Annotated in this window: 12 protein-coding genes and 2 tRNA genes; 9 read left to right on the top strand and 5 right to left on the bottom strand. The window is 57.6% G+C overall.

Going from position 1 to position 15765, the window contains the following annotated elements; genetic code table 11:
- The first annotated feature begins 71 nt into the window (after positions 1–71).
- The 4 genes from ACR0M3_RS02400 (at position 72) to yghX (ending at position 4454) form a co-directional block, all read left to right on the top strand.
- Complete coding sequence (locus ACR0M3_RS02400) at positions 72–815, top strand: RNA methyltransferase (RefSeq protein ID WP_480480728.1); 744 nt, start codon at positions 72–74, stop codon at positions 813–815.
- A 59-nt stretch (positions 816–874) separates the two neighbouring features.
- Positions 875–2020, top strand: a complete 1146-nt coding sequence (gene ctaA / locus ACR0M3_RS02395) for a heme A synthase (protein WP_480480730.1) — start codon at positions 875–877, stop codon at positions 2018–2020.
- 4 nt (positions 2021–2024) lie between these two features.
- Positions 2025–3494, top strand: coding sequence for a carboxypeptidase M32 (locus ACR0M3_RS02390; protein ID WP_480909535.1), 1470 nt, complete (start codon positions 2025–2027; stop codon positions 3492–3494).
- A gap of 63 nt (positions 3495–3557) precedes the next feature.
- Positions 3558–4454, top strand: coding sequence for a YghX family hydrolase (yghX, locus tag ACR0M3_RS02385; RefSeq protein WP_480909533.1), 897 nt, complete (start codon positions 3558–3560; stop codon positions 4452–4454).
- Between the two features lie 42 nt (positions 4455–4496).
- On the opposite strand, the gene gyrA is transcribed toward yghX, so the two are convergent.
- On the bottom strand, positions 4497–7217 hold the full coding sequence (gene gyrA / locus ACR0M3_RS02380; RefSeq protein WP_480485510.1) for a DNA gyrase subunit A: 2721 nt from the start codon (positions 7215–7217) through the stop codon (positions 4497–4499).
- Between the two features lie 192 nt (positions 7218–7409).
- Between gyrA and ACR0M3_RS02375 the strand changes: the two genes are divergently transcribed.
- Entirely contained in the window at positions 7410–7679 is a 270-nt protein-coding gene (locus ACR0M3_RS02375; protein ID WP_267366492.1) for an usg protein, read from the top strand.
- Between the two features lie 112 nt (positions 7680–7791).
- On the opposite strand, the gene ACR0M3_RS02370 is transcribed toward ACR0M3_RS02375, so the two are convergent.
- Positions 7792–8745, bottom strand: coding sequence for a radical SAM protein (locus ACR0M3_RS02370; RefSeq protein WP_480480738.1), 954 nt, complete (start codon positions 8743–8745; stop codon positions 7792–7794).
- 163 nt (positions 8746–8908) lie between these two features.
- On the opposite strand from ACR0M3_RS02370, the gene zwf reads away from it, so the two are divergent.
- The 4 genes from zwf to ACR0M3_RS02350 all read left to right on the top strand — a co-directional run bounded on the left by zwf (position 8909) and on the right by ACR0M3_RS02350 (position 14449).
- Positions 8909–10363 (top strand): glucose-6-phosphate dehydrogenase, encoded by a 1455-nt coding sequence (gene zwf / locus ACR0M3_RS02365; RefSeq protein ID WP_480505017.1) that lies wholly within the window; start codon positions 8909–8911, stop codon positions 10361–10363.
- A complete protein-coding gene (pgl, locus tag ACR0M3_RS02360) occupies positions 10360–11031 on the top strand; it encodes a 6-phosphogluconolactonase (RefSeq protein ID WP_480505019.1) in 672 nt (223 codons plus the stop codon). The genes zwf and pgl overlap by 4 nt, the downstream gene beginning before the upstream one ends.
- 4 nt (positions 11032–11035) lie before the next feature.
- Entirely contained in the window at positions 11036–12646 is a 1611-nt protein-coding gene (pgi, locus tag ACR0M3_RS02355; protein ID WP_480909530.1) for a glucose-6-phosphate isomerase, read from the top strand.
- Between the two features lie 183 nt (positions 12647–12829).
- Positions 12830–14449, top strand: coding sequence for a long-chain-fatty-acid--CoA ligase (locus ACR0M3_RS02350; protein ID WP_480909528.1), 1620 nt, complete (start codon positions 12830–12832; stop codon positions 14447–14449).
- A gap of 22 nt (positions 14450–14471) precedes the next feature.
- On the opposite strand, the gene ACR0M3_RS02345 is transcribed toward ACR0M3_RS02350, so the two are convergent.
- From ACR0M3_RS02345 to ACR0M3_RS02335, 3 genes are all read right to left on the bottom strand, one after another.
- A tRNA-Asn gene (locus ACR0M3_RS02345) sits at positions 14472–14546 on the bottom strand.
- 128 nt (positions 14547–14674) lie between these two features.
- A tRNA-Asn gene (locus ACR0M3_RS02340) sits at positions 14675–14749 on the bottom strand.
- A 76-nt stretch (positions 14750–14825) separates the two neighbouring features.
- Positions 14826–15740, bottom strand: a complete 915-nt coding sequence (locus tag ACR0M3_RS02335; RefSeq protein ID WP_480564570.1) for an MBL fold metallo-hydrolase — start codon at positions 15738–15740, stop codon at positions 14826–14828.
- Between the last annotated feature and the right edge of the window lie 25 nt (positions 15741–15765).

The raw sequence follows: 15765 nt of genomic DNA, 5'->3' as shown, positions 1-15765 counted from the left end.
AATAACGCCCCTGCGCCTTGCCCTGCAAGAGCCTGCCAATTACAGCAGGCCAAGTTTTCTTAAGGTGAGCCATGCCCAGCGACAAACCCCAGCCTTCCTTCGTGCTTGTGCGCCCGCAAATGGGTGAAAACATCGGTGCTGCTGCGCGGGCGATGTGGAACTTTGGGCTTGACCGGATGCGTATCGTGGCCCCGCGTGACGGCTGGCCGAACCCCAAAGCGGTGGCAATGTCCAGCGGCGCAGGGCGCTTGCTGGATGAGGCGCAGCTGTTTGACGACTTGGCCGGGTCGCTGGCCGACAGCACGTTTGTCTTCGCCACGACAGCCCGTCAGCGGGGCTTGACCAAACCTGTCTACAGCCCAGAACACGCAATGAAGATTGCCGCCGGAAAGATCGCGGCAGGCGAGAAGGTTACCGTTCTGTTCGGCCCTGAACGCGCGGGGCTAGAGAATGAAGACATCGCCAAGGCCAACGCGATCATCTCGGTGCCGGTGAACCCGGAATATGCCTCGCTGAACCTTGGTCAATGCGTATTGCTGACCGCCTATGAGTGGATGCGCCAGACCGGGGATGTGGTGCATGAATCGACCGACCTGGGCAAAGGTGACTGGGCCACTGGGATCGAGGTCGAAAAACTTGTCGAGCATTACGAGGATAGGCTGGAGGAGGCGGGGTTCTTCTACCCTCCCGAAAAGGCCGAAGGGATGAAGGTTAACCTGCGCAACCTGTGGTCGCGGATGCGAATGACACGGGCCGATGTGCAGATGTTGCACGGGATCATGCGTCAGATGGTCCGCTGGAAGGATAAAGGCTGAGGCTGGACCTATCTTCACCCAAGCCCTAGCTTGCGACAAAATCAGGACATGAGGACAGCATGAGCGGTAAGCGCAGCATCTTCGAAGAGGTCACGGACACCAAAAAACAACAGGCGGTTCAACCCGGTATGATCGACCGGGGGCGCGGCGGCGCGCGCAATGCGATCCGCGTCTGGCTGATGATCCTGTTTGCTCTGGTCGTTGTGATGATCGCGGTTGGCGGCTTGACGCGCCTGACTGACAGCGGCCTCTCGATCACCGAATGGCGCCCGATCACCGGAGCTTTGCCGCCGATGACCGAAGCGGACTGGCAGGCAGAGTTCGACAAGTACAAGCAGATTGACCAATGGCGCATCCAGAACCAGTGGATGGAACTGGGTGATTTCAAATCCATCTATTGGTGGGAATGGGGCCATCGTCAGTTGGGCCGCATGATCGGTTTGGTCTGGGCCGTTGGATTTCTGACCTTTCTTCTCACCCGCAAGATCCCGACAGGGTGGATGGGAAAGCTGATCGTTCCGGGTCTTCTTGGCGGTCTGCAGGGCGCTGTTGGTTGGTGGATGGTGGCCTCGGGCGTCACCCAGGGTGAAGGCATGACGGCTGTTGCAAGTTACCGTCTGGCAACGCATTTGGGGCTGGCTTTTGTGATCCTGGGAGTCCTGGCCTGGTACATCTTTGAACTCGGCCGGGAAGAACGTGACCTGATGCAGGCGCGCCGGGCCAAAGAGGTCAGGCTGTTTTCATTGTCCACAGGGCTGATGCACTTCGCCTTTTTACAAATACTCATTGGCGCGCTTGTCGCCGGGATCGACGCCGGGCGGTCTTACACCGACTGGCCGCTGATGGGAGGGCAGTTGCTTCCACCGGATGCGACTATGTTGGAGCCGATGTGGCGAAACTTCTTTGAAAGCCCCGGTCTGGTACAGTTCATCCACCGGTGTGCAGGGTATCTGCTGTTCATCTTCGCCGTTGTCGTCTGGCGACGTGGCAGCGGCAGCGCGCATCCGCAGACGCGTTTTGCCTTCAACGCTGCTTTCGCCGCGCTTTCGTTACAGGTCGTCGTCGGCATCGTGACCGTGGTTTACGGCGCGCCATGGCAGGTCGCTATCTTCCACCAGTTTATGGCCGTCATCGTTTGGACGCTGATCCTGCGCGCGCGGTTCCTCACGGCTTATCCAATCGCAACATCTGTGCGCGGAGTTTGAAATTATGACCGCTTTCAATGAACTGATGACCTTTCAGCGGGAAACTTCGGCTTTGGGCCAGATCGCCGGTCGGCTTGGCTGGGACCAGGAAACCGTCATGCCGCGCGGCGCTGCGCCACAGCGCGCCGAAGAAATGGCAGCTATCGAATCTGTCCTGCACGCACGTCGTTCTGATCCTCGTGTTGCCGAATGGCTGGATCAGGCCGCGCCTCAGGATGAGGTCGGCAAGGCGCAGATGCGTGAAATCCGGCGCGCATATGATCGCGCGGTGAAGGTGCCTGCCGATCTGGCGACGGCGATTGCCCGTGTGACATCCGCTGCGCAGGGAAAGTGGGCGCAGGCGCGCGCGGACGAAGATGTCTCGGCCTTTCTTCCGGTTCTGGAAGAGGTCGTATCGCTGAAACGACAGGAAGGCGAGGCGCTGGCGCAAGGGGGCGACGTATACGACGCCATGGTCGAAGATTACGAGCCTTACACGACCAGCGCACAGATTGCGGATATCTTCGACCAGATGCGCCCACGACTGGTGGCCCTGCGCGCCGCTGTGCTGGAGCGGCCCGAGCCCGCTGCCCTGAACCGCAGTTTTGATGAGCAGACCCAGATGCGTCTGACACAAAAACTGGCGGTCGCCTTTGGCTATGACCTGAACAATGGCCGCGTGGACAAGGCGGTTCACCCGTTCAGTTCAGGCAGTGGTCTTGACGTCCGCATCACCACGCGAACCAGCGAAACAGACCCGTTCAATTGTTTCTATTCCACCATTCACGAGGTGGGCCACGCCGCCTATGAACAGGGGATCGACAGGAAATACCTGCTGACACCGCTCGGCTCTGGTGTGTCGATGGGCGTGCATGAAAGTCAAAGCCGGATCTACGAAAACCAGTTGGGTCGGTCGCGGGCCTTTACCGGTTGGTTTTTCGAACAAATGAAAGAGGCGTTCGGCGATTTCGGCATCGCCGATCCGGATGCGTTTTATGCGACGGTCAACCGCGTGCATAACGGCTATATCCGCACCGAGGCGGATGAGGTTCAATACAATCTGCACATCATGTTGCGGTTTGATCTGGAACGCGCGCTGATGGCCGGAGACTTGCAGGTCGGCGATCTGGAAGCCGCCTGGAATGATCGGTTCAAGGCGGATTTCGGTTATGTGGTCGACAAGCCCTCGAACGGTTGTTTGCAGGATGTGCACTGGTCGGTTGGGCTGTTCGGTTACTTCCCGACATACTCGCTCGGCAATGTCTATGCTGGGTGCCTCTATCAGGCTTTGCGCGGTTCAGAGCCCGATCTTGATGCGCAACTGGCTCGCGGCGACACCACCGGCGCAACCGGCTGGCTGCGTGAGCATGTGCAGCAGCATGGCGGCCTTTATGCACCGCGCGAGGTGATAGCCCGTGCAAGCGGCATCGAGCCCGGACCGGACCCATTGCTAACCTATCTCGAGGCCAAGTTCGGCGCGCTCTACGATTTGTGAGTTTCCGAATTGCCTCCCAAGCGTTAGAATCGGTGCACCGATACCATCGCCTGGGAGGCTTCGATGACCGGAAAAGCCCGCAAGAAAGCCAGTGATTTTGATCCGCGTATCCTCGAGATATTCGACGGATATGTGCACGGCACGATGTCCAAGCGTGAGTTCATCTCAAAAGCCGGTAAATACACGGCTGCCGGAATGACAGGCGCAATGATTCTGGACCAGTTGCAACCCAATTACGCCTGGGCGCAACAGGTGGCCCCGGACGATCCCGCGATCCAAACCATGGTGGTCGCATATGGCAGCCCGGATGGGCATAGCGAAACCAGCGGCCTGATGGCGATGCCGGCAAATGCCGCGGGTAAACTGCCAGCGGTACTGGTCGTGCACGAGAACCGGGGTCTGAACCCTTATATCGAGGACGTTGTGCGCCGCGCGGCCAAGGCCGGTTTCCTGGCTTTTGGACCTGATGGGTTGTCCCCCCTTGGCGGCTATCCCGGTACTGATGAAGAAGGGCGCGAGATGCAGCGCTCGATGGACCGGGAAAAACTGATGGCGGATTTCTTCGCCGCCTTTGAGTTCCTTCGTGATCATGATCTTTCAACCGGCAAAGTTGGCGCTGTCGGCTTCTGCTATGGCGGAGGTGTTTGCAACGCGTTGGCCGTAGCCTATCCGGACCTTGCGGCCTCGGTGCCATTCTACGGTCGGCAACCACCAGCCGAAGATGTTCCGTCCATCGAAGCACCTCTTATGATCCACTATGCCGGTCTGGATGAGCGTATCAACTCTGGATGGCCTGCATATTCAGAGGCGCTGAAAGCCAATCAAAAGAAATTCAGCGTGCACTTCTATCCGGACGTCAATCACGGCTTTCACAACGATACGACGCCCAGATATGACGAAGCCGCGGCAAATCTGGCATGGAGCCGGACCATCGCTTTTTTCAATGCCTACCTGACATGAACTGAACCCCGGGAATCGTCGAACCGGTGCCCGGGGTTACTGTCATTCTTCCTCGTCGCCCTGATCTGCGATCCACGCGACGCTGACGACTTCTTCGCCCTTGCCGGTATTGAACACCTTCACGCCACCTGCGGATCTTGAGCGGAAAGAGATACCATCGACCGGCACCCGGATAGATTGGCCTTTCGATGTGGCCAGCATGATCTGATCGTCGATCTCGACCGGGAAGGATGCAACCAAGTCCCCGCCGCGCATGGCCTTGTCCATCGCCGCCACACCCATGCCGCCACGTCCGCGCACAGGATAGTCGTGGCTTGAACTCAACTTGCCTGCACCACCAGCGGTGATAGTGAGGATAAGGTTTTCGGCAGCCGACATCTCGGCGTATTTTTCCTGGCTGAAATCGCTGCTTGCTGCGGCTTCCTCGTCTTCACCAGCGTCTTCTTCGGTAAGCCCCGCGACCGCACGCCGCATCTTGAGATAGGCCACACGATCTTCGGGTGTCGCCTCGAAATGACGGATCACGGACATCGAAACGACGCGGTCACCGTTGGTCAGCCTGATCCCCCGGACACCTGTGGATTCGCGCGAGTTGAAGACACGCACGTCAGTTGTCCGGAAGCGGATCGCGCGGCCGGAATTGGTGACCAGCATCACGTCTTCGTCTTCCGAACAGATGCGCGCATTCACCAGTTCAATGCCGTCGGGCAGCTTCATGGCAATCTTGCCGTTGCGCCGGACATTGGTGAAGTCCGACAACCGGTTACGACGCACGTCACCTGCGCTGGTGGCAAAGACGATCTGGAGGTTTTCCCATTCCTCGTCCGGTACATCCACGGGCATTATCGCGGCGATGGAAACGCCAGTTGGGATCGGAAGGATGTTGACGATGGCCTTACCTTTGCCGGTGCGTCCGGATTGGGGCAAGCGCCAGGTCTTGAGCTTGTAGACCATCCCGTCCGTCGTGAAGAACAGCAGCTGTGTATGGGTGTTCGCAACGAAGAGGTTGGTCACAACATCCTCTTCCTTGGTTTGCATCCCCGACAGGCCCTTGCCACCGCGTTTCTGGGCGCGGAAATCTGCCAGCGGTGTGCGTTTGATGTACCCGCCCGAAGTGACGGTCACGACCATGTCTTCACGCTCGATCAGGTCTTCGTCTTCCATGTCACCGGACCAGTCGACGATCTCAGTGCGGCGGTCGACCGCGAACTGTTCACGCACGCTGCGCAGCTCATCAGCGATGATGCCCATGATCCGTTCGCGTGAGGACAGAATATCAAGGTATTCCTTGATCTTGGCCGCCAGTTCTTCCAGCTCGTCCGTGACCTCTTTGACGCCCAGTTGGGTCAGGCGTTGCAAGCGCAACTCCAGAATGGCACGGGCCTGAACCTCGGTCAGATTATAGGTGCCATCGTCATTCATCTTGGACAGAGGATCATCGATCAGGCGCAAATAGCCTTCGATGTCGGAGGCAGGCCAGCGGCGGGTCATCAGTTTTTCGCGGGCCTCGGCGGCGTCAGCAGACGACCGGATCGTTGCGACCACTTCATCGACATTGGACACCGCCACAGCCAGACCACACAGGATGTGGCTGCGTTCGCGCGCCTTGCGCAGGTCATAGGCCGTACGGCGGGCAACGACATCTTCACGGAAGTCGATGAACGAGGTCAGGAACCGGCGCAGGGTCAGCTGTTCGGGGCGGCCACCATTCAGCGCCAGCATATTGCAGCCAAAGGAGGTCTGCATCGGCGAAAAGCGGTAGAGCTGGTTCAGCACCACCTCGGGCGTTGCATCGCGCTTGAGCTCGACCACAACGCGCACGCCGTTGCGGTCGGATTCGTCCTGTACATGGGCCACGCCTTCGATCCGCTTCTCGCGAACCGCCTCGGCGATCTTTTCGATCATCGCGGCCTTGTTCACCTGATAGGGAATCTCGTCGACAACGATGGCATAGCGGTCCTTGCGGATTTCTTCCACTCGGGTCTTGGCGCGGATGATGACGCTGCCGCGGCCCTCCAGATAGGCCTTGCGCGCGCCGGAACGCCCAAGCATCACACCGCCGGTTGGAAAGTCGGGGCCGGGGACGTATTCGATCAACTGTTCTGATGTAAGGTCGGGATCGTCGATCAGCGCCAAAGTCGCATCGACTACTTCGCCAAGGTTGTGCGGCGGAATGTTTGTCGCCATCCCCACGGCGATACCTCCGGCACCATTGACCAGCATGTTCGGGAAACGGGCCGGCAGAACTGTCGGTTCCCGGTCCTTGCCGTCATAGTTGTCCTGAAAATCGACCGTTTCTTTTTCGATATCAGCCAACAGGGAAGCGGCGGGCTTGTCCATCCGCACTTCGGTATACCGCATAGCCGCCGGGTTATCGCCGTCCATCGAGCCAAAGTTGCCCTGACCATCCAGCAGCGGCAGAGACATCGAGAAATCCTGCGCCATCCGCACCAGTGCGTCATAGATCGCACTGTCACCATGCGGGTGGTACTTACCCATCACGTCGCCCACCGGGCGTGCCGATTTGCGGTACGCCTTATCGTGCGTGTTCCCCGTCTCGTGCATTGCATAAAGGATACGCCGGTGCACCGGTTTCAGCCCGTCGCGCAAATCAGGGATCGCGCGGCTGACGATGACCGACATGGCATAGTCCAGATAGGACGTGCGCATTTCGGATTCGATGGAAACCGTCGGGCCGTCATAGACTGGGCGCTCGGGCGGGGTTTCATCCATGTTTTCAGGAATTTCTGGCGTATCGCTCACGTAAACTGCCCGTGTCTTGTTCTGGGTCTATATCTTGTGGGTGTATCTTATCAGACCCGGCACATAAGGTGCAAGCAAGCAGCGCCTTTACGGGGAAATTCCCCGGTAATACTCAAGTAACATATTGTTATATAAGTATTAGAAGGTTTTCGTGGTATCTTGAGCAGGCCTTGTATCAAACAGGAGGTCTGCATGAATCCAAGCGAAACCGAATTGATGCTCAAGGGGTACGGGCTGACGACGGCGGAGTTTTTCTATCATATGCCAGACTATATCCACGTCTTGAACACGTTCATCTGGCAGGATTACGACCTTGCGCCGGATCATCCGAAGTTGTTCAAATTCATCGACTTCTGGCAGCGCGAAATCGAAGGCCCGCTGCATTCCGTCAAATTCACCCATCGCAAAATGATCGCACCGGGTGAGTGGCGCAACATGGTAGGAGAGTTTCGTGTGAACTGAGCGAGGGACAGGCGCAGTTTCCGTTGGTGCATGCTCTTCAAACAATGAACCGAAGCGGTCGGCGCGTGTCTGATGATGCGTCTGAAATGAAATCAGGAACTTCCTGACCCAATCAGCCAGAACAACTGGCGCCGCCCAGCACGCAGAATTTGGCACAGTGGGGGTGGTTCAGGTGAACGTCAGCCTCGGATTCGGCCAGAGAATGACCCATCTCGAACTCCGGCTCGTAGGGCAGCAGGGTGCAGGCCAACACGGCAGGCCGGTCAGCGCCTTTCCGTTTCACCACCATGCGGGCGCTGGCACACATCAATGCATCGGGTGACTTACTCAGTATTCCCCAGCAAGCCGTTGTAATCTCGGGTACTTCGACAGTTTCGTCCATCTCGGGAAACAGGACGGTCTGTGCCGGGTTATGCGGGTCAATGTCAAAGCCGTGATCTGAAAAGAATGCGGCGTAACCCGCGCGACTTTCCGTGTCAGACTCATCCCAAACGGTGCGTCCGGCGACAGCCATGTTAAAGCCGTGATCGCGCAGCCACTTCATACCCGTCAGGGTTTTTTCAAAGCTTCCTTTGCCGCGTTCAAGGTCGTGCAGTTCTGCCCGGTAATGATCTACGGAAACACGCAGGGTCATCTTGTCATTGAATGTCTTTTGCAATGCCAGCAGCCCGTCGCGCATCTTGCGGCGCATCATCGGGGCCATCGCGTTGGTCAGAATCAGCACTTCGTACCCACGCTCCAGCGCGTCGCGTGTCATGTCGATCATCTCGGGGTTCATGAAGGGCTCGCCGCCCGTAAAACCAATTTCACGCACCGGCCAATTGCGGGCTTTGATCTGATCAAGATAGTCACGAACCTCGTCCGCAGTGATATAAACCAGCGCGTCATTGGTCGGGCTGCTGGCGATATAGCAGTTGACGCATTCAATATTGCACAGCGTGCCGGTATTGAACCACAGCGTCTGAGGGTTGGTAAGGGAAACCTTTGCGCGGGTCTGGCCGTCGGCCGTTACCAGTTTACGCTGAAACTTGCCGACATTGGCAAGCTGAGGGGCGTTGTCTTTCATTCCCACATCCGGTTCGTTGAAGTTGTCGAACTGATCTAGCCCTTTGTCGCGGGTTTGGTAAGTCTGGCACAGGGGTTCTGACAGAGTTTTGAACAGCGAGATTTATTGAATTTTGGTTGCGCTAACATTGGACATGCTGGAAGTGTCAGGGTAAGGACAACTCATGGTTTCACGTGTCATCCCTGTTGATCCATTTGATCTGATCATTTTCGGCGGCACCGGTGATCTGGCGCAGCGCAAAATCCTGCCTGCGCTTTACCGTCGGTATTGTGCGGGTCAGTGGCACGAGGATGCCCGGATAATAGCAGCCGCGCGTGCCGGTCATTCGGCGGATGATTTTCGTAACATGGTTGCTGCGTCGCTGCATCGGCACGCTTCGGAACGGGCGCAGGATTCGCAAGCCCTGAACCGTTTCCTGCAACGGGTCGACTATGTATCGCTGGATGCCCTGACGACGGATGGTTGGGATGTACTGGGCGAAAAACTCTCGCCCGACCGGGTTCGCGCTTTCTATTTCTCGGTCGGTCCCAGCCTGTTCGGGCCATTGGCCCAGCGGGTTAGGGCGTATGATCTGGTGACAGAAGAAACCCGTATCGTGGTCGAAAAGCCGTTTGGACATGATTTGGCAAGCGCACGGGACTTGAATGCAACACTGGCCGCGCATTTTGATGAAAATCAAATCTACCGGATCGACCATTATCTGGGCAAGGAAACCGTCCAGAATCTGATGGCGGTCCGGTTTGGCAATATGCTGTTCGAACCGCTGTGGAACAGCCAGTATGTCGACCATATTCAGATAACGGTTGCGGAAACTGTTGGTGTCGCAGGGCGCGAAGACTATTATGAGCGGGCGGGTGCGATGCGGGACATGGTGCAGAACCACTTAATGCAGCTGCTCTGCCTGATTGCGATGGAACCTCCGGCCAAGTTTGATCCTGACGCAGTTCGGGATGAAAAGCTTAAAGTGATCCGGGCGCTTGATCCGGTTGAACCGCACCACATCGTGCGGGGGCAGTTTGCGGCCGGTCCAGACGGGCCAGGATACCGGGACTGCGTTGGCAATCCGCGATCAACCACCGAAAGCTATGTGGCGTTGAAGGCCCATATCAGCAATTGGCGTTGGGCAGGTACACCGTTCTACCTGCGCACCGGTAAGCGTCTGGTGGCGCGCTCGTCGGTGATCAACGTGATGTTCAAGGACGCGCCGCATTCGATATTCGGGGAAGAGGCGGGGCGTCATGCAAATACGTTGTCGATCCGGTTGCAGCCGAACGAGGGGATCACGCTGAAGGTGACGATCAAGGAACCCGGGCAGGGGGGGATGCGACTGATCGACGTTCCCTTGGACATGAGCTTTGCCGAAGCCCTGGGCCCCGAAAATCAGGACCCGCCAGATGCGTATGAACGCCTGGTGATGGACGTGATCCGCGGAAACCAGACCCTGTTCATGCGCGGGGATGAGGTTGAGGCCGCCTGGGCCTGGACCGATCCGATTATCGCCGGATGGTTGGCACGTGGGGACGTACCAAAGCCTTATGACAGCGGCAGCACAGGGCCGGGCGACGCCGAACTTCTGATGAAACGTGACGGACGTCACTGGCAAGGGATAAAGCCATGAAAATTCAGGAATATGCTGATCGCGAAATGCTTGCCATCGACGTGGCCAACGTGCTGGCGGGCGACCTAGAGGCCGCATTGCTGCACCATGATACCGTTGCAATGGCCGTTCCTGGGGGAACAACTCCGGGCCCTGTTTTTGATAGCCTGTGTGCCGCTGATCTTGAATGGGATCGTGTGCGTGTGTTGCCGACGGATGAACGCTGTGTGCCAGCAGATCATGACCGCTCGAACGAACGTTTGATCCGCGAAAGGTTGCTGACCAGCCGGGCTTCAGTGGCGCAATATATTCCGCTTTATGTCCCTGGTTCAGAACCTGAGGCAGCGTTGCCCGAAATCGAGTCGCTGATTGCGCCGGTATTGCCATTGTCGGTGCTGGTACTAGGAATGGGCGAAGACATGCACACGGCCTCATTGTTTCCGGGAATGGAAGGGCTGGACGAGGCATTGCGCAGTGATGCACCTACGTTGATCGTCGCCCGGACCGAAACGCAGCCAGAGGCGCGAATTTCCCTGACCGCTCCGGTCCTGGACGGGGCGCTGTCGAAACACCTGATCATCTATGGACAGGCAAAACGCGCCGTTCTTGAAAAAGCCATGTCGCTACCACCGGAAGAGGCACCGATCGCCGCAGTTCTTGGTGGCATGACCGTACACTGGGCGGAGTAAGGCAATGCATCTGGATGCTTTGAGAACACTGGCTCAGACGACAAGTGACCGTCGTATCCTTGACCTGTTTGCGGCAGATGCAAACCGGGCCGAAGTATTTTCAGCCTCAACCGGGGATGTGGTTTTCGACTATTCAAAGACACAGATTGATGATGCGGTGCGATCCGCGCTCATTCAATTGTGTGAAGAGGCTGGTCTGGCGTCTCGGCGTGATGCGATGTTTGCGGGTGAGAAGATCAACGAGACCGAAGGGCGCGCGGTGTTGCACACGGCCTTGCGCAACCTTGATGGCGGGCCGGTTGAGGTGGACGGTCAGGATGTCATGCCCGAGGTTCTGGACACGCTGCAAAGGATGCGCGTGTTCGCTGAAGAGGTGCGTGGCGGCGCCATCGCTGGGGCGGGGGGCAGCTTTACCGATGTGGTCAATATCGGCATCGGCGGTTCAGACCTGGGCCCGGTCATGGCCACGTTGGCGCTGGCACCTTATCACGATGGGCCGCGGGTGCATTACGTCTCGAATGTGGATGGGGCGCATATTGCGGACACGTTGCGGCAGCTTGACCCGACGCGCACGCTGGTCATTGTCGCCTCAAAAACCTTTACCACAATCGAAACGATGACCAATGCGCGCACCGCCCGCGCGTGGATGTCAGAAGGCGGCGGCGATCCGTTGCGCCAGTTCGCCGCCGTTTCCAGCGCTCTGGACAAGACGAAGGCCTTCGGTATTCCCGAGGCGCATGTATTTGGTTTCGCCGATTGGGTCGGTGGGCGTTATTCGGTTTGGGGGCCGGTCGGCTTGCCGGTCATGATTGCTGTTGGTTCAAACGCATTTGACGCGTTTTTACGCGGCGGGCAGGCGATGGACCTGCATTTCCGCTCGGCTGACTGGGATGAAAACATGCCTGTGATGCTGGCATTGGTTGGCATCTGGCATCGTCAGGTTCTGGGGCATACCAGTCGTGCGGTGCTGCCTTATGACCAGCGGCTTTTGCGTCTGCCCGCATATTTCCAGCAGTTGGAAATGGAATCGAATGGCAAATCCGTGGCGATGGATGGGTCGTCCTTGACCATGCCTTCAGGACCTGTCGTCTGGGGTGAGCCGGGCACCAATGGACAACACGCGTTTTACCAGCTGATCCATCAGGGCACAGATGTCATTCCCTGCGAATTCATGGTTGCGGCCGAGGGGCATGAACCAGAACTGACCCATCACCACCGTCTGCTTTTGGCCAATTGTCTGGCGCAGTCTGAGGCCCTGATGCGTGGCCGTTCGTTCGAAGAAGCGCGCCAACGCATGACGCAGCAGGGGTATCAGGGTGGTGAACTGGACCGGCAGGCCCGGCACCGGGTTTTCCCCGGCAATCGTCCCTCGACAACATTGATTTACCCCAAACTCACACCGTTTGTGTTGGGTCAGATTATTGCGCTTTATGAACACCGGGTGTTTGTCGAAGGCGTGTTGCTGGGCATCAACTCTTTCGACCAGTGGGGGGTTGAGCTGGGCAAGGAACTGGCCAATTCGCTTGGCCCCATCGTGGATGGCGAAGAAAGCGCCGAGGGAAAGGATGGGTCGACCGCAGCATTGGTCGCCTACGCGCTGAAACACCGGGATTAGGCGACGGGATGTATTCCGCTACCGGTGTGGGTTGCATTCTTTTATTGTCAGACAATTAAATGATTGGCAGGGTTCCTTATAGGAAACGGCTGGACTGACGTGACGGGGAACACCCCTGCCTGTCTGTGCCAGACGGAACAGGCAGGGGCCAGGCAAGGTCCCGCCCATGACGGGAGGATGTCCATGCTGGGACAGATGATGACACAGCCTTTGCTGATTTCGTCGCTGATTGATCACGCACAGCGTTACCACGGTCAGACCGAGATTTTCTCGGTCGAAACGGATGGATCAGTGACAGAAACCAATTGGTCCGAGATAGCCGTGAACGCCCGGCGTTTGGCGTCGGCCCTGACGCAGCTGGGTCTGGAGCCGCAGGACAGGGTCGGGACGCTGGCCTGGAACAATCGTCGGCATCTGGAGATCTATTATGCCACCTCGGGTGCGGGATATGTCTGTCACACGGTCAATCCGAGGCTTTTTCCTGAACAACTGACTTACATTATCAACCATGCTCAGGATCGGGTGTTGTTCTTTGATGCAACCTTCGTCCCGCTGGTTGCTGCCTTGCACGGTGCGCTGACGGATGTTCGCCATTTTGTTCTGATGGGCCCCCGCAACGATGACGCTGCAGCAAAGATACCCGACCTGAAATTTTATGATGAGCTGATCGAAACCGGTGACGCGGCCTTTGATTGGCCTGAACTGGATGAAAACACCGCGTCAGGGCTGTGTTACACGTCGGGTACAACCGGCCATCCCAAGGGGGTTCTTTATTCCCACAGATCGACGGTCCTGCACAGTTTCGCGTCCAATACGCGCGACGTGATCGGCTTTTCGGCGATGGATGTCGTGATGCCCGTCGTTCCTATGTTCCACGTTAATGCATGGGGCTCGCCTTATGCCTGCGCCATGTCCGGATCGCGACTGGTTTTACCCGGCCCGGATTTGCATGGCGAGGCGCTGGTCAATCTGATCGACACCTATGGCGTGACGCTGGCCATGGGGGTGCCTACAATCTGGCAGGGACTGTTGGCGCATGCAGCCAAATGCGGGACGAGTTTGAAAAGCCTCGAACGGACCGTGATTGGAGGTGCCGCTTGCCCACCTTCGATGATGGAGACTTTCCGGAATAAATATGACGTCGATACGGTACATGCGTGGGGAATGAGCGAGATGAGCCCGCTTGGTACGGCCAACTACCCATTGGCCAAACATCTGGTGCTGCCGCTTGAAGAACAACACCTTATCCGTCTGAGTCAGGGTCGGCCACCGTTTGGGGTTGAACTGAAAATCGTGGATGATGACGGCAAAGATCTGCCACATGACGGTGAAACGCAGGGCGATCTGATGGTGCGGGGGCATTGGGTACTGGACAGCTATTTCCTGATGCAGGATCAGGATCTGTTGCAAGACGGTTGGTTCGCCACAGGCGATGTCGCAACGCTGGACACCGATGGTTACATGACCATTCGTGACCGATCCAAGGACATCATCAAGTCCGGAGGGGAGTGGATCAGCTCGGTCGAACTTGAAAACATCGCTGTTGCGCATCCGAAACTGGCAACTGCCGCCGTGGTCGGTGTTCCGCATCCGAAATGGGACGAACGCCCCTTGCTAGTTGCAGTAAGGGCCGACGGCGAGAATCCAAGCGAAAAGGAACTTCTGGCCTTTTTCGAAGGGAAAATTGCCAAATGGCAGATTCCGGACAAGGTTGTTTTTGTTGACGCGCTGCCGCTGAACGCAACCGGAAAGGTGCTGAAACGCAACCTGCGTGCGGATTTCAAGGATGCCCTTGGGGGATGAGACGCGATTTAGCGGGCTGAATTGGCTCCGGCGGTAGGGATCGAACCTACGACCAATTGATTAACAGTCAACTGCTCTACCGCTGAGCTACGCCGGAACGGTCCGCGCCGTATAGCAACCGGAGTATCCGGCGTCCAGAGGGCGGTTATTATTTTTTCAACGAAAAAGCCCCAGAATACCGATGTGGTTTCCGACCCTGACAAAAGATTGAATATTGGGAAATTTTGGCTCCGGCGGTAGGGATCGAACCTACGACCAATTGATTAACAGTCAACTGCTCTACCGCTGAGCTACGCCGGAACTGAGGGGCGTATAGCAACCCGGAATCCCGGCGTCCAGAGGTTAAGCACGCGAACTTTGAAAATTTTTCGCGGCTTCATAGATCTCTGCGAAAAACCGCCGTGGCAGATAGTTCGCCGAGCGGTGACACCTGTTTTTTTCCCGTCAGATCAACGAGGTGGGCAAAAACATTCCGCTCCGCAGCTGACAGCAGTGTCGCGGGTGTGTCGGTGTAGACACGTTCGGCCAGGTGCCGTGCCGATCCGTCTGCTTCCTCGAGCGCGGACAGAATCTGGGCTTCGCGGTTTTGCCTGTGTCGGATCAGCCAGTCCAATCGCGCAGCGGGGTCTGTAATCGGTGCACCGTGGCCCGCGTGAAAAACGGACCAGTCACGCGCGCGCAGGCGGTGGCAGGCCGTCATGAAATCAGTCAGGTCTCCGTCCGGTGGCGACACCAGCGAACTGGCCCATCCCATCACATGGTCGGCGGTGAAACAGGTATCCTGCCATGCCAGGGCAATGTGGTTTCCCAGATGCCCCGGAGTGTGAATAACCTCAAGCTGCCAGTCATCGCCAAAGATGACCTCACCATCCGCAACCTCGATATCCGGACGAAACGCTGTGTCGATGCCTTCGCCACCTCCGGCCAATCCACGCGCTGCAAGGGTCGCCATAACAGCGCTGCGACCGGATTCGGGACCACCAAACGCATAGATCGCAGCTCCCGTTCGCGCGGCAAGGGGTGCTGCCAAGGGTGAGTGATCCAGATGTGTGTGCGTGACGACTATGTGGCTGATTCTCTGGCCAGGTCGCAGTTCATTCAGGATCGCGTTCAAATGCTCTTCGCATGCGGGGCCGGGATCAATGACGGCAATGTCACGATCGCCCAGCAGATAGGTGTTGGTGCCGCGATAGGTCATCGGTGACGGGTTGGGGGCCAGAATGCGCCGAAGACCCGGTTGCAATTCTGTCGCAACACCAGCGGGCGGATTGAATTCGTCAGGTGCTTGCATTCTGTGCTCTTTCTCTTGTCCGGGC

The sequence above is a fragment of the Ruegeria sp. O5 genome, assembly GCF_056535105.1.
The sequence above is the reverse complement of the archived record's forward strand: the minus strand, read 5'-3'. Positions and strand labels throughout refer to the sequence as shown.

What these genes read in the sequence shown, in the direction of transcription:
- ACR0M3_RS02335 (WP_480564570.1), bottom strand. Translation starts at nt 15,740, where the DNA reads ATGCAAGCACCTGACGAATTCAATCCGCCCGCTGGTGTTGCGACAGAA.
- pgl (WP_480505019.1), top strand. Translation starts at nt 10,360, where the DNA reads ATGAAAATTCAGGAATATGCTGATCGCGAAATGCTTGCCATCGACGTG.
- ACR0M3_RS02350 (WP_480909528.1), top strand. Translation starts at nt 12,830, where the DNA reads ATGCTGGGACAGATGATGACACAGCCTTTGCTGATTTCGTCGCTGATT.
- ACR0M3_RS02370 (WP_480480738.1), bottom strand. Translation starts at nt 8,745, where the DNA reads ATGAAAGACAACGCCCCTCAGCTTGCCAATGTCGGCAAGTTTCAGCGT.
- ACR0M3_RS02400 (WP_480480728.1), top strand. Translation starts at nt 72, where the DNA reads ATGCCCAGCGACAAACCCCAGCCTTCCTTCGTGCTTGTGCGCCCGCAA.
- zwf (WP_480505017.1), top strand. Translation starts at nt 8,909, where the DNA reads ATGGTTTCACGTGTCATCCCTGTTGATCCATTTGATCTGATCATTTTC.
- ACR0M3_RS02390 (WP_480909535.1), top strand. Translation starts at nt 2,025, where the DNA reads ATGACCGCTTTCAATGAACTGATGACCTTTCAGCGGGAAACTTCGGCT.
- yghX (WP_480909533.1), top strand. Translation starts at nt 3,558, where the DNA reads ATGACCGGAAAAGCCCGCAAGAAAGCCAGTGATTTTGATCCGCGTATC.
- ACR0M3_RS02375 (WP_267366492.1), top strand. Translation starts at nt 7,410, where the DNA reads ATGAATCCAAGCGAAACCGAATTGATGCTCAAGGGGTACGGGCTGACG.
- ctaA (WP_480480730.1), top strand. Translation starts at nt 875, where the DNA reads ATGAGCGGTAAGCGCAGCATCTTCGAAGAGGTCACGGACACCAAAAAA.
- pgi (WP_480909530.1), top strand. Translation starts at nt 11,036, where the DNA reads ATGCATCTGGATGCTTTGAGAACACTGGCTCAGACGACAAGTGACCGT.